Annotated in this window: 11 protein-coding genes; 9 read left to right on the top strand and 2 right to left on the bottom strand. The window is 46.9% G+C overall.

The features are described 5' to 3' along the window. Nucleotides 1-23 precede the first annotated feature (23 nt). On the bottom strand, nt 24-215 hold the full coding sequence (locus KNQ02_RS12015; protein ID WP_029332605.1) for a YwbE family protein: 192 nt from the start codon (nt 213-215) through the stop codon (nt 24-26). A gap of 197 nt (nt 216-412) precedes the next feature. Here KNQ02_RS12015 and KNQ02_RS12010 point away from each other — a divergent pair, with 197 nt between their 5' ends. From KNQ02_RS12010 to glsA, 3 genes are all read left to right on the top strand, one after another. Further along, nucleotides 413-1,276 (top strand): DnaJ C-terminal domain-containing protein, encoded by an 864-nt coding sequence (locus tag KNQ02_RS12010; protein ID WP_214808634.1) that lies wholly within the window; start codon nt 413-415, stop codon nt 1,274-1,276. A gap of 6 nt (nt 1,277-1,282) precedes the next feature. After that, entirely contained in the window at nt 1,283-3,856 is a 2,574-nt protein-coding gene (gene clpB / locus KNQ02_RS12005; RefSeq protein ID WP_088836290.1) for an ATP-dependent chaperone ClpB, read from the top strand. A gap of 194 nt (nt 3,857-4,050) precedes the next feature. Beyond that, entirely contained in the window at nt 4,051-4,983 is a 933-nt protein-coding gene (gene glsA, locus KNQ02_RS12000) for a glutaminase A (RefSeq protein ID WP_088836291.1), read from the top strand. Here glsA and KNQ02_RS11995 read toward each other — a convergent pair. Beyond that, nucleotides 4,980-5,762 (bottom strand): CHAD domain-containing protein, encoded by a 783-nt coding sequence (locus KNQ02_RS11995; RefSeq protein ID WP_214808632.1) that lies wholly within the window; start codon nt 5,760-5,762, stop codon nt 4,980-4,982. The genes glsA and KNQ02_RS11995 overlap by 4 nt on opposite strands. A gap of 97 nt (nt 5,763-5,859) precedes the next feature. Here KNQ02_RS11995 and KNQ02_RS11990 point away from each other — a divergent pair, with 97 nt between their 5' ends. The 6 genes from KNQ02_RS11990 to KNQ02_RS11965 all read left to right on the top strand — a co-directional run bounded on the left by KNQ02_RS11990 (nt 5,860) and on the right by KNQ02_RS11965 (nt 14,510). Next, nucleotides 5,860-7,215 (top strand): MATE family efflux transporter, encoded by a 1,356-nt coding sequence (locus KNQ02_RS11990; RefSeq protein WP_088836293.1) that lies wholly within the window; start codon nt 5,860-5,862, stop codon nt 7,213-7,215. Beyond that, nucleotides 7,212-9,770 (top strand): bifunctional lysylphosphatidylglycerol flippase/synthetase MprF, encoded by a 2,559-nt coding sequence (gene mprF, locus KNQ02_RS11985; RefSeq protein ID WP_214808630.1) that lies wholly within the window; start codon nt 7,212-7,214, stop codon nt 9,768-9,770. The genes KNQ02_RS11990 and mprF overlap by 4 nt, the downstream gene beginning before the upstream one ends. Nucleotides 9,771-9,935: 165 nt before the next feature. After that, the gene (gene nagA / locus KNQ02_RS11980) at nt 9,936-11,075 is read left to right on the top strand and encodes an N-acetylglucosamine-6-phosphate deacetylase (RefSeq protein ID WP_088836295.1); all 1,140 of its coding nucleotides are present in this window, start codon (nt 9,936-9,938) and stop codon (nt 11,073-11,075) included. 15 nt (nt 11,076-11,090) lie between these two features. Then, the gene (nagB, locus tag KNQ02_RS11975) at nt 11,091-11,846 is read left to right on the top strand and encodes a glucosamine-6-phosphate deaminase (RefSeq protein WP_088836296.1); all 756 of its coding nucleotides are present in this window, start codon (nt 11,091-11,093) and stop codon (nt 11,844-11,846) included. 112 nt (nt 11,847-11,958) lie between these two features. Continuing rightward, nucleotides 11,959-13,131, top strand: a complete 1,173-nt coding sequence (gene tnpB / locus KNQ02_RS11970; RefSeq protein ID WP_214808628.1) for an IS200/IS605 family element RNA-guided endonuclease TnpB — start codon at nt 11,959-11,961, stop codon at nt 13,129-13,131. 278 nt (nt 13,132-13,409) lie between these two features. Continuing rightward, nucleotides 13,410-14,510: an LCP family protein gene (locus KNQ02_RS11965; protein WP_088836298.1), complete on the top strand. Its 1,101-nt coding sequence runs from the start codon at nt 13,410-13,412 to the stop codon at nt 14,508-14,510. The last annotated feature ends 116 nt before the right edge of the window (nt 14,511-14,626 follow it).

Below are 14,626 nucleotides of genomic sequence, written 5' to 3'. Positions count from 1 at the left end.
GACGGGAACGCCTTTTTATCTACTTAAAGAATTTCCTGAACACGACCGACTTGACCATCTTCAAGGCGTACTTTAATGCCGTGCGGGTGGTTCGGTGATTTCGTCAATAAGTCTTTGACGATTCCTTCCGTCCGTTTCCCCGTACGCTGATCTTGTTTTAAGACGATGCTGACACGTAGTCCAGGCTTGACGTCTGCACGTTTTTTTCCATCCATTTGTTTATCGCTCCTTCTTGTGAATAACTATGGGTATCAGTATAGCATGAGTCGGTTCATGAAACTTGTTTGAAGAAAAACCGTAAAGTGAAAAGATGAAGAGAAGCCGTGACAAAAAAGTTTGACTATATTTGACCAATTGACGATTCGATTTTATAATTAAGATACAGAGTTAATAAGTGAAGGAGTGAAGTGAGATGGCAAAAGATTATTACCGGACGCTTGGTGTCGAAAAGTCGGCAACGAATCAAGACATCAAACGAGCGTATCGGAAACTTGCGAAACAGTTTCACCCGGACGTCAATAAAGAGGCGAGTGCAGATCGCCGTTTTAAAGATATTCAGGAGGCTTTTGATGTCCTCGGGGATGAAGAAAAACGGACGCAGTATGATCGTTATGGAAGTGATTTTGAACGCATGGCTAGCGCGGGTCCGGGGCAATCAGCAGACTACGAAGACATCTTCCGTCAATACAATGGACGACAGTCTCGACCGACCGGTGGCGGTCAATCCTTTGGTTTTGAAGACATGTTCGGTTCGTTTTTTAACCAAGAAGAAGAATCGACGGATGAAGAACTTGAACTGACGGTACCACTCAGTCACCTCAGTACAAATGAAAAAGTAACGATTCGTCTAGCTTCAGGGACGATTCAGATGAGTCTTCCGAAAGACGTCTACGAAGGGAAGAAAGTTCGTTTACGCGGAAAAAGTTCATTGCGTAACCGAAGTGGAGTGGCGGGTGACGTCTACGTGACGATTCATCTCAAAGATGACGACCGGTTCCGTCGACACGAACATGACGTCATTTCAACGGTGCGTGTGTATCCGACGACGTTTGTCTTGGGTGGCGAAGTGATCGCCGATACGCTTGAAGGAAAACGTGTCAAGTTAAAGGTCAAGCCGGGGACGAAACCAGGTGCAAGACTACGCATTCCAAATCGTGGCTTAAGTAATCAAGACGGGCATCGGGGTGCTTTACTTGTTCAATTAGAAGTGAAGTTGCCTGAGATGGATGCAACGTTTTATGAAGAATGGGAAAATCAATTATCAGTAAAGGAGTAATGCGACATGGACTTTGAGAAATTAACGGATCGTGCTCATGAGGCAATCGTATCAGCGCAAGCGATTGCGAAACAACGTCGGCATAGTGAAATCACAGAGTGGCATTTATTACTCGCTTTAATCGCACAGGAAGAAGGAATCGCTCGGATCGTCTTTGAAAAACTCGATCAGCGGATGGATCAGATGGAACAAGCCATCAATCAAGCGATTGAAAAATTACCGGCGCTCGCGCAAGTCTCGACACCACGGATCAGTAGTTCTTTATTGAACGTGTTGACGGAAGCGGAAACAGAAGCCCGTTTGATGCAAGATGAGTATGTTTCAGTCGAACATCTCTTACTCGCACTCTCGAAACAAACCAGTCCTGCAACACAATATTTACGGGGGCAAGGTGTGACGGAAGAAACATTACGCGAAGCCATCATAGCGATGCGTGGTAATCGGAAAGTGACGACTAAAAATCCTGAAGCGACATTTGATGTCTTAAAAAAATATGGACGGGATCTTGTCGCTGATTTCCGGTCAGGGAAAACAGACCCGGTCATCGGTCGGGACGATGAAATTCGCCGCGTCATCCGGATACTCAGCCGAAAAACAAAAAACAATCCCGTTCTGATCGGGGAACCCGGTGTCGGGAAGACGGCAATCGTGGAAGGACTCGCCCAACGTATCGTGCGTGGTGATGTACCGGAGAGCTTGAAAAATAAACAGTTGTTCAGCTTAGATATGAGTACGCTCGTCGCCGGCGCAAAATACAGGGGTGAATTTGAGGAACGTTTGCAAGCCGTCTTAAATGAGGTCAAGGAAGCGGAAGGGCAAATTCTTCTCTTCATCGATGAGCTGCATACGATTGTCGGAGCCGGAAAAACAGAAGGGGCGATGGACGCCGGTAACATGCTCAAGCCGATGCTTGCCCGTGGTGAGTTGCACTGTATCGGGGCGACGACACTCGATGAATATCGAAAATATATTGAAAAAGACCCTGCACTCGAACGCCGGTTCCAACAAGTCCTCGTCGCAGAACCGGACGTCGAAGATACGATTTCGATTTTGCGCGGATTAAAAGAACGGTTCGAAATTCACCATGGTGTCAGAATCCATGATAATGCCCTAGTCGCAGCGGCCATTCTCTCCGATCGCTATATTACGGATCGGTTCATGCCGGACAAAGCAATCGACTTAGTCGATGAAGCGTGCGCGATGATTCGGACGGATATGGAATCGATGCCAGCGGAACTTGATTCACTCGTTCGCCGGGTCATGCAACTTGAAATCGAAGAGGCAGCTCTTAAAAAAGAAACGGACGAGGCCTCGCGTAAACGCCTTGAGACGCTGCAACAAGAATTAAGTTCAGCGCGTGAAGATGAGAGTGCGCTTCGGACACGGTGGGAACATGAAAAAGAAAGTTCGCAAGGTGTCCAGCAGCTGCGGGCAGATCTCGAAAAAGCAAAACTTGCCTTACAAGAAGCAGAAGGCCGGTATGATTTAAATACGGCTTCTGAAATCAAATACGGACAGATTCCGGAACTCGAAAATCGGTTACATGTAGCAGAAGAATCAGCAGAACACGTCTCTCATGAGTTAGTCCGCGAAGCCGTAACAGACGAAGAAATTTCAGATATCGTTTCGAAATGGACGGGGATTCCGGTTACACGTCTTGCGCAAGGTGAACGGGAGAAGTTGCTCCATCTCGAAGATACGCTGCATACACGGGTCTTCGGTCAGGACGAAGCCGTCCGCCTTGTATCAGACGCCGTCATCCGGGCTCGGGCCGGAATCAAAGACCCGAACCGGCCGATCGGTTCGTTCCTCTTCCTCGGTCCGACCGGTGTCGGGAAAACCGAGCTTGCGAAAGCACTTGCGGCAGCGATGTTCGACAGTGAAGATCACATCATTCGGATTGACATGTCGGAATATATGGAGAAACACAATGTGTCCCGTCTCGTCGGTGCGCCTCCGGGTTATGTCGGATACGAAGAAGGCGGACAACTGACAGAAGCGGTCCGTCGCAGTCCGTACTCGGTTCTCTTATTTGATGAAATCGAGAAAGCACATGGCGATGTGTTCAATATCCTGCTTCAACTGCTTGATGATGGCCGCTTGACGGACGCACAAGGACGTGTCGTTGACTTTAAAAACACGATTGTCATCATGACCTCGAATATTGGAGCGAACATTTTGTTAGAAGCAGCCAAAGATGGTTACATTGATCCAGCCGAAGAAGAAGCTGTCCGTCAAGAACTGAAAAATCATTTCCGGCCCGAATTCTTGAACCGGATTGATGACACGATTTTATTCCATCCATTGCACCGCGCAGAAATCGAGCGGATCATCGATAAAGCGGTCGCGAAGATGGCAGATCGTTTATCAGGTCGGGAAATTACGATTGATGTGACAGAAGCCGCCAAAACGTTAATCTTCGATGAAGCCTTCGAACCTCAGTACGGTGCCCGTCCAATCAATCGTTATATCCAGCGGACGATCGAGACAAAACTGGCCCGTGCACTGATCAGCGGGGAAATCCAGGATGGGTCGCACGTCGCGATCGACGCAGACGGTTCAGAACTCGTCATTCGTTGATGGAACGTCTGCTTGTTAAAAAATCTGAACGTCGTCGACATTCAAAGTATGAATCTCGATGATGTTCAGATTTTTTTGTTGTTTTTACAGTAACTTTTCCCGAGCTTTTTGCTTTCACAGACAAAACTACGTCTTGCCATATCTCGTTCTGACAAAGCATGATAAGCTATAAAAAAACAGGAAGAGGGAAGTACATGAACGTTACACAACAACAACTAGAAGAATTAATTGATGAATGCCGTCCTTATGCAGTACTCGGACAAGTTGCGAGTTATATTCCGGAGCTTGCGAAGTCAGAACCGACGCAACTTGGAATCGCAGTTTGCAATGCCGACGGGACATTTGTGTCTGCTGGTGAGGCGGACACTTTATTTACGTTACAAAGTGTCTCTAAAATTATCACACTTGCTTTTGTTCTCGAAACATTTGGTGAGGATTATGTCTTTTCAAAAGTTGGAATGGAGCCGACGGGGGATGCCTTCAACTCGATCGCGAAGCTTGAGGAGACGATTCCAACAAAACCGCTCAACCCGATGATCAATGCAGGAGCGCTTGCCGTGACGAGTATGTTACCTGGGGAAGATGCGGCAGATAAACTGCTCAAACTGCGTGAATTCATCGCGAGTCTGCTCGACATCGAAGTCGAGATGGTCAAGTACGACGCGGAAGTCGCAAAATCCGAATTCGAAACGACGGATTTGAACCGGGCATTGCTGTACTTCATGCGCTATCACGGAGTCATTGAAGGAAACGTCGAAGAAATCATCGATGTCTACACAAAACAATGCGCAATCTTGACGAACTGTAAAGGACTCGCGATGATGGGTAAAATTTTAAGCCAGTCAGGAAAAACACCATCCGGCCATCAAGTCATCTCTCGTCGTAATGCGCGAATCATTCGTGCGATCATGACGACGTGCGGCATGTATGATGCTTCTGGTGAGTTTTCTGTTCAAGTCGGACTTCCCGGGAAAAGTGGTGTCTCGGGTGCCATCGTGGCCTGTGGACGTAGTGATTTCGATATGGCAGATCTCGGAATCGGTATTTTTGGACCAGCCCTCGATTTAAAAGGAAACTCAATTGCGGGCACAAAAATGCTCGAGCTGCTCGTCCAGCGTCACCCTTAAGCGAGTGAAAATTCGTCCAGTGCCGTCACTAAGGCTTGTTCGAGTCGTGCAACTTCTTTTGCGCGTTTCAATTGGTATTCATCCGGTGGTGTAAACGCGCGCCACCGTTCGAGCCGGTTGTAGGTATCATTGATTTGGCCAAGCTGGGTCTGAACGCGTTTTAGACGATCGACGGTCGACTTCGGAAGAGTGGTATAAGGACGCAAGTATTCTAATGTATAGCGGTAGTACTTTGTCGCAAGACGTAATTCGTGCATCTTTTGGATTCTTTTTTGTCCTTCTGTATGGTGCACTTTTTCGTATTTTTGTGCTTTTTTATCAAATTGTTTTTTTGCCGCGTGAATCAAATCGTTTTCATCCATCCGTTTTAATCGTTTTGTCAGCGGTCCTGCTAAGAAACGACGGACGGATTTATCGAGTTCACTTGAGATGAGCAGATGCATCGTTTCAAGTAGCGTTGCTCGTTTTCCTTGGAGTTGGAGCGCGAGGTGTTCGGCGAATAGTTGCTCGACGGGTGACGTGACAGATTGTTGTTCGAGTTGGACGTCTAAATCACGGACCTCGCCAAATGCGCGCATCAGTCGTCTCCAAATCAGATAAACAGGTTCATCCGTCTCACCGACAAGTGTAGCGAACGTAATCAACTTCCGAAGACGGATTCTTGCTTGGTGGACATCTTCCGGATTTTTAAATTGTTGGGCTTCTTTTGCATAGTGGTTGAATGTCGCCCACGTTTCAAGTAGTTCGAACGTTAAGTTTTCAGTATCGCGATGATTCATATGAATCCCTCCTCACAATTTTTACGTAGAACAAGCTAATAGACAGAAATAATGATTAAAATAGAGCCGTTTCTTAGCTCTGGAATGTGGTGAAGTCATGTTAGAAACGTTTACGTTGTCTGGAAAGATTCAACAATTCATGAAAATTTTCTTTCCAATCTTAGTGACGCAAGTCGCTTTTTATTTGATTAGCTTTTTTGACACGGTCATGGCTGGACGATACGGCTCAGCTGATTTAGCTGGTGTCGGTGTCGGAGCAAGTCTTTGGGCGCCTGTCTACACAGGTCTGACGGGTATTTTATTAGCCGTCGCGCCGCTCGTCTCGCAAGCAATGGGTGCAAGGAAGGAGCGTGAAGTCAAACGAATCGTCGTTCAGGCACTTTACGTTTCAGTACTCATCATCGTTGTCACATTAGTACTCGGTTTACTGTTCGTCAATCCGATTTTGAATCAGATGGAATTATCGGGTGAAGCAAGACGTGTCGCACGTGTCTATCTCATCATGCTCGGATTTGGTATCATTCCGATGTTTATCTTTTTTGTCCTTCGCACATTAGTCGATTCTCTCGGGAAGTCAAACATCACGATGGTATTATTATTATTCTCTTTACCCATTAATGTTGCTTTCAATTATCTCTTTATCTTCGGAAAGTTTGGTTTTCCGGAGTTGGGGGGTGTCGGGGCAGGGGTCGCGACGGCAATCACATATTGGTTATTGTGTATCGCCATTACCGGGATTGTTCTAAAAGGGGAACTGTTCCAGCGCCTCGGTATTTTACGGCGATTCTACAAACCGGATTTTACTCGGATTAAGGAACTGGTCTTTTTAGGGGCGCCGATTGGACTAGCAATTTTTTCCGAGGTCAGTATTTTCTCAGCCGTGACGTTGTTACTCGGTGCGTATGGGGATGTCGTAATCGGTGCGTATCAAGCTGCAATCAACTTTGCATCCTTCGTCTACATGCTCCCCCTGTCAGCTGCGTCAGCTTTGACGATCACTGTTGGGTACGAAGTTGGGGCGAAACGCGTCAAGGATGCCGTCCAGTACATTTGGATTGGGCTGTTATTATGTATTGCTGTCTCGCTCTTCTCCGGCGGACTCTTGTACTTACAAAATGAACGGGTCGCGGCACTCTATAGCAATGATCCGGAAGTAATCAATCTAGCCGCACATTTCATGATTCTCGCGATTTTCTTTCAGTTATCCGATGCGGTCGCAGCACCGACTCAAGGCGCGTTACGTGGTTTTAAAGATGTCAATGCCACATTCATTTTGACGATTTCGGCGTACTGGGTGATTGGCTTACCGCTCGGTTTTTATTTCGAACGGTTTACGACACTTGGACCGGACGGTTACTGGTGGGGACTCATTATTGGTCTTGCGGTCGGAGCAACGTTATTGCTCTTACGATTGGTCTATCTCGTCAAGAAGTCAAAGGAGGTTGTTGGATGAAGCTCAATAAACAACGAATCGTTACGATCGCGAAAATTATTTTACCGATTGCTTTAATTCTCTTTATCTTGTATCAAGGACAAAGTGAATTGAAAAATTTATCTTTAAATGAATCGATTCAAGCCATTCAGCAAATCCCATCATGGAAGTTCATTCTTTTAGTCGGTGCCGGTCTCCTTGCCGTCGCGACGATGTTCTTTTATGACGTCATCCTGTTACGTTCTTTGGAGGTCAAAGCGCCGCTCGGACTCGTCTTCCGGGCTTCGTGGATTGCGAATTCGTTTAACGGAATCATCGGATTTGGTGGTCTTGCCGGTATGGGGGTTCGGACGGCGCTTTATCGGCCTTTCGTTGAAGGAAGTCGTCTCCTGAAGGCAATCGGCTGGATGGCGCCGACGTTGATTAGTGGACTATCGATTTTATCTGCATTGTCTTTATTAAATATTTTCCCGGCGTTCGAAGTGCTCGATTTTAAAAAATGGCTTTGGCCCGTTATCATTGGTGTCGCACTTTTCTTCCCTTTATATCTCCTGTTTACGTTCAGACGCGGGGCGAGTAGCATTCGACCATCGTCGATCGTACTGTATTCACTCGTCTCGCTCGTAGAATGGTTCAGTGCCGGTGTCGTCGTCTATTTAATTTTACAGGCACTCGGAACGGACGTCAGTTTTGCGAAAGTCATCGGTGTATTCATCATCGCGGCGACGGCCGGATTGATTTCGATGGTTCCCGGGGGTTTTGGTTCGTTTGACTTGGTTTTTTTGATTGGTATGCAACGCGCTGGTGTAGCGGAAGGAAGCGTCTTGACGGGACTGTTGATTTACCGTCTGGTCTATTACATAGTGCCCTTTGTGATTGGGCTGGTGTTCTCAGCACGCGAATTTAGTGGACCTGTTGTCAAAATGATTGAAGATAAGCCGATCGTCGGACCATCCGTCGAAGTCGGTGGAGTCATTTGGCGCTTGCAACTGCGCTTTTTAAGTAAGGTCCGTCATTTTGCGTTAGCCTTGATCACGTTGCTCGCAGGTATTGCGATTTGGGGACTTGCGATTTTACCGCCGGTCTCGTCACAATACGATTTTCTAGAAGCCCGTTTACCGCATGAATTATTACTACTTGGGAACAGTTTCTTCTTGATGGGCGGGTTATTATTCGTCTTACTGGCACCCTCGTTATATCGACGGACGAAACGTTCGCTCTATATGGTATACGGGGCATCATTCTTCGCACTGATTGGGATGGCCTTACGAGGATTCAACTTAATCTCGCTTTCTGCGGTTCTCGTTGTGCTCATTTTGCTGACGGTTTCGGCAAAATCTTTCCACCGCGAGCGTACGCTGATTACGACGATGCGCTTAATGCGTGCATCGTTGGCCGGGATACTTTACCTCGGTGGATTTGTTTTCTTCGGGTATACGTTTTATACGTTAGGGTCTGCAGACGGAACGGAAGTGTATCCGTCTCATGAAATTTCGATGTTTGCAGCAAGTGCAACGATTTTTGCACTTGTTTACTTGTTAGTGTTCATTCGCCTGTTCAACACGTTTAACCATCCGGTCCTCGGAGAGGCTTTTGATGAAATGAAAGTCCGTCAGACGTTGACGGAAGAAGGCGGAAACTACTTGAGTCATTTGGCTTTTTTAGGGGATAAACGATTTTTCTTCTCAGAATCGGGTCGGGCATTTCTTCAATTCAGTCAGACGGGAAATCGGATTATTGTGTTGGGTGACCCGAGTGGGAACCCGGTTGAACATTCGCAATTGATTGGTACGTTTCTACGCCGCGTCGAGGATTTGGGCTACATTCCGAACATCTATCAGATTCAGGCGCAAAACATGTCCCTGTATCATGATTTTGGTTTTAACTTTTTTAAGTTAGGTGAAGAAGCAATTGTTGATATTACGACGTTTACGGTTTCTGGTAAGAAGCGAGCTGGACTACGTTCCATTAAAAATCGTTTTGAACGAGAAGGCATGACGTTTGAAGTTGTAAAACCACCATTTTCAAATGCCTTACTTACATCGTTACGTGACGTATCAGATGACTGGTTAGGGAACAAAGTAGAAAAAGGATTTTCACTCGGATACTTTCAGTCAGACTATTTAAATCAAGCACCCGTGGGAATCATGCGTGACGCGGCAGGCGACTTGCTTGGCTTCATGACGTTCATGCCTGCTTATCAAGACGGTGTCTTATCAATCGATTTGATGCGCTTCCGTCCTGATGGACCGAATGGGATTATGGATGCGATGTTCATCCGTTTGTTTGAGTATGCAAAAGAAGCAGGCTATCATACGTTCAATATGGGAATGGCACCACTATCTGCTGTTGGAGAAGACGAAACGTCATTTTGGCAAGAACGTGTCGCGGCTGACGTCTTCAATAACATTCGTTACATGTATAGCTTTACAGGCCTAAGACGCTACAAAGAAAAATATGATCCAAAGTGGGAAGGACGTTACTTGGCGTATCGCAAACGTCAATCGTTGACGATTGCGATTTTAAAAGTGACACGTCTCATTTCTAAAAAGAAGGACCGTGTGTTATTGCCATGACGGTGAGGATTACGCGTTTATCAATCAGGGAAGATTCCAATGAATGTATGGAATCTTCTTTTTTAATCAAACAAATGTATAAAGGTCTATACAACTAGAAATAGAGGCGTTATACTAAACAGAGAGAAACGACTCTTGAGGCAAAGCAAGAAAGGAAGCGAAGATATGACTGTCATCATCAATGCGAACATCTATACGGGTCAGACCGTGATAGAGAAGGGATTCATTCGGTTTGAAGAGACGATCAGCGAGCTAGGCGATATGACGAAGTATGTACCAGTGGCGGAAGAAGGGGTACTTGATTTAGAAGGGAAGCAATTGATTCCAGGAATGATCGATGTTCATATTCATGGGGGATATGACGTCGATACGATGGACGCCGATAAAAAAGGCTTAATGCGTCTTAGTCAAGCGATGTTAGCGGAAGGTGTCACGTCCTTTTTTGCGACGACGATCACACAAGACTGGAGTCAAATTACGCGCGCACTCGAGGCGGCGCGGCAAGTGATGGAAACCGAGACAACGACGATTGAAGGCATTCATCTCGAGGGACCGTTTATTAATCCGGATTATGCGGGTGCCCAACCACTCGACTATATCGTTGAGCCGGACGTCGAACAATTTTTAAAGTGGCAGCAGGCAGCAGGTGGTCAGATTAAACTCGTCACCTATGCACCCGAACGACCGGGAGCGCGGGCATTTGAAGAAGCGGTCCGTCTGACGGGGGCAGTTCCGTCAGCCGGCCATACCGACGCAACATACGAGCAGAATGAGCAAGGGAACGTCGTCCACGGGACACACTTGTACAATCAGATGCGGGCACTGCATCATCGCGAGCCGGGAACAGTCGGATACTGTCTACTCAATCCAGCGGTTCGTGCGGAAATCATTCCGGACGGGATTCATAGTGCAAAAGAAATGGTTGATTTTGCGTACCGGATGAAAGGAGCAAGCCGGTTGACCGTCATCACGGACGCGATGCGGGCAAAAGGCTTACCAGAAGGTCAGTATGAGCTCGGTGGCCAAGCGGTCGACGTAAAAGATGGAGCAGCGCGACTAGCGAGCGGAAATTTAGCCGGAAGTGTCCTGACGATGGATCAAGCGCTCCGGAATATTATTGCCTTTACAGGGTGTTCCCTTGAAGAAGCGGTACGGATGACTTCAATCAATCAGGCAGAAGAATTTGGTCTGACGAAAAAAGGGGTGCTCGAGATTGGTAAAGATGCTGATTTCGTTGTGTTAGATGAATCATTATTTGTCGAGCGGACGATTCATCGTGGAGCAGTCCATACATTTAAAAAATGAAGGGAGTCTATTTTTATGAAATGGATGATTGTCGAAAAGGCTGAAGAATTGGCACAAGTCACGTATCAACTTCTCAAAAATGAAATTCAACGTCAAGAGGAGGGGTTGACGATTGGGCTGGCGACAGGGAGTTCGCCTGTCGGCGTCTATGAAGAGTGGTGTCAAGATACATTAGACTGTTCGCACGTGACGACGGTCAATCTTGATGAATATGTCGGACTTAGTCCGACGCATCCGCAAAGTTATCACACGTTCATGAAGGAACATCTGTTTAATGCAGTTGCCTTCAAGAAATCATATCTTCCATTCGGAGATACGGAAGATGCCCATGCAGAAAGTGAACGTTATGAACACCTGGTTCGTAAGCTTGGTGTCGATCTTCAATTGCTTGGAATCGGTTCGAACGGACATATTGCCTTCAACGAACCCGGCACCTCATTTGACGCGACGACTCACGTAACGAAGTTGACAGAATCGACGCGTGAAGCGAATCAGCGGTTCTTCGAAAAGTTAGAAGATGTTCCGTCACATGCAATCACGATGGGGCTCGGTACGATCATGGAAGCGAAAAAAATCTTGCTCGTAGCCTCTAGTGCCAGAAAAGCAGAAGCCGTGCGCGATATGATGGAAGGTCCGGCGACGCCCGATTGTCCGGCGACGATTCTACAACGTCATGCTGACGTGATGATTGTCCTGGACGAGGAAGCTGCCGCCTTATTGTCTGAAGAAGCGAAACGTACTGGACGCGCAGCCTATACGAATTTTATCTAAATTAGGCGAGAATACGCCCACTTCTAAACGATCAGGGTGAAGCCCTAGTGAAAGTGGGAGATGAATCGCCACCCTCTCTTTCAGGTATATCCGTTGTAAGGAGGTGAACATCATGCCGACACACAAGGCCTACACATTCAGAATACACCCGACAAAAGAGCAGGAAATCCTGATTGCGAAGACGATCGGTTGTTCGCGCTTCGTCTTCAACCACTTCTTAGCGAAGTGGGATGAGACGTATAAAGCGACAGGTAAAGGACTATCCTTCGGGTCTTGTTCGAAAGAACTCCCGGTGTTGAAGCAGGCGTTCGACTGGCTGAAGGAAGTCGATAGCACGTCTGTGCAGACGAGCGTCAAACATCTTGCTGATGCCTTTGACCGCTTCTTCAAGAAACAGAACGAACGTCCTCGCTTCAAGTCGAAGAGCAATCCCGTTCAATCGTACAAGACGAACATTCAAGGGAAATCTCAACTTCCCGAAGTCTCTATAATCGGCAACAAGTTAAAACTCCCGAAGTTGAAATGGGTCCGTTTCTCTAATTCGAGGCAGGTCGTCGGACGCATCTTGAACGCGACCATCCGGCGTAACGCTTCAGGAAAATACTTCGTCTCCCTGCTCGTCGAGCAGGAGAGCAACGAAATGCCGAAGACGGGCTCATCCGTCGGCGTCGATGTCGGATTGAAGCACTTCGCCATCCTGTCGGACGGCACGGTGTACAAGAACGACCGTTACTTCCGTTCGCTTGAGAAAAAGCTGGCGCGCGAGCAACGCAAGCTTTCTCGTCGTCAACGGTTGGCCTTGGACAAGAACGGAAAACTTTCCGAGGCGAAGAACTATCAGAAGCAGAAGCGGAAGGTCGCCCGCATCCACGAGAAGATCGCCAACAAGCGAACCGACTTCCTGCACAAGGTATCGACCGAAATCGTCAAAAACCACGACGTCATCGGCATCGAGACCTTGCAGGTGAAGAACATGCAGAAGAATCGCAAGTTGAGCAAGTCCATCTCCGAGGTCAGTTGGTCGGAGTTCTTCCGCATGCTCGGATACAAGGCGGAATGGTACGGGAAGACCCTCGTGAAAGTCGGCAAGACCTTCGCCTCTAGTCAACTGTGCTCCAGTTGCGGGCATCAACACAAAGACGTGAAACATCTTGGCTTGCGTGAATGGACATGCCCGAGTTGCGGGATCCATCACGACCGGGATGTGAACGCAGGATTGAATCTTAAACAAGAAGCTGAACGTCTCTTAGCTTCTTCAACCGTCGGGACGACGGGGTTAGCCTGATCAGGTTTCGACCGTTAGGTCGGATCACTCAGGAATCCTCCACCTCTAAGCGAAGCGTAGGTGGAGGTAGTTCAAAAAATGATTGACTACAGGAGGTACGTGATTCCGCTATGCGGTTTCCTGGACATCTTTTTTCGCTAGGAGATACGATGTCTTTAGTGCATGCTGTTGCAAGCGTCATAGTTTAATCGAATCGTAAATTGACATTTCAGTAAATGTAGGGATAATGGAGATTAGCGCACTTTACAGAAAATTTACGTGAAAATGAGGGCTTGAACATGCAAACGAGATCAGCAAGAAAGAGGCAACCGAGCGCTGGTAAGATGTTCATAAAAGTGGTAGCAGCACTTTTATTACTTCTAACAGTGATTGGTTCTGGTTATGCTGGAGCGGTTTTTATAAAAACACAAGAAACTTTAGCAAAAACACAGATTACAATCCCCGGCTCAAAAGTGAGTTCGAAATATGATGATGTCCCGTCCGAATCCTTCTTGATTTTAGGAACCGATGAAACAAAAGCAAGTAAAGATCGGAATGAACCGGCACGTTCTGACGTCATGATTGTCGGTATCTTGAATAAAGAGTCGGAGCAACTCGTTTTAACGAGTATTCCGCGTGATTCACTCGTCAACATCGACTACTCGAACTATGATGTACCTTATGGAAAAACAGGGGTCGAACAAGATAAAATTACCCACGCGCATTATTTTGGTTCGATGGATCAATCGAACTCATACAACGGGATTAAGTTAGCGCGTGAGACAACGGAGAATCTTCTCGGGATTCAAATTGATCATGTCGTCAAAGTAAATTTCCAAGGATTCGTTCAATTGATCGATGCATTAAACGGTGTCGATCTTGACGTCCGTTATGCATTTAAAGAACAAGATTCTGCACGTAAGGCAGATACGATTACCGTGGAAAAAGGGATGCAGCACCTGACGGGAGAACAAGCACTCGCTTATGTTCGTAACCGACATGATGATCCACTCGGTGACATCGGTCGTGGACAAAAGCAAATGCAAGTCATCCAAGCCGTTGCAAAAGAAGCCGCAAGCTTCCGCTCACTCGGTGCATACCGTGATATTTTGAACGCAGTCGGAGATAATGTTGAGACAAACTTAGGTCCAAATGACTACACGCGCCTCGCGGACTACACGACAGCTTTACAAAATACGACGGAATACCAGCTTGCTGGAGAAGGCTATATCGGAATCAGTGGGAAATGGGAGTACCATCTGGATCCGAATCAATTAGAACTCGTCAAAAATAATTTAGCGCAAGCCATGCAGGGGCAAGAAGTTGCGCCGATTAAAGAGGAAACAGAGTTACCGGCGGAAACGGACCAAACGACAGAAACCGATTCGACGATTCAATAAGTGTAAGTTTGATTCTCGATAACGATTTAAAAGACCCTGCCGGCTTTTGCGGCAGGGTCTTTTAAACTGTAGGCAAACTCTTATGAAACGTAAAAATGTGATATCGAGAAGCAACA

The sequence above is a fragment of the Exiguobacterium sp. s102 genome (genome assembly GCF_018618635.1).
Classification (GTDB): domain Bacteria; phylum Bacillota; class Bacilli; order Exiguobacteriales; family Exiguobacteriaceae; genus Exiguobacterium_A; species Exiguobacterium_A oxidotolerans.
The sequence above is the reverse complement of the archived record's forward strand: the minus strand, read 5'-3'. Positions and strand labels throughout refer to the sequence as shown.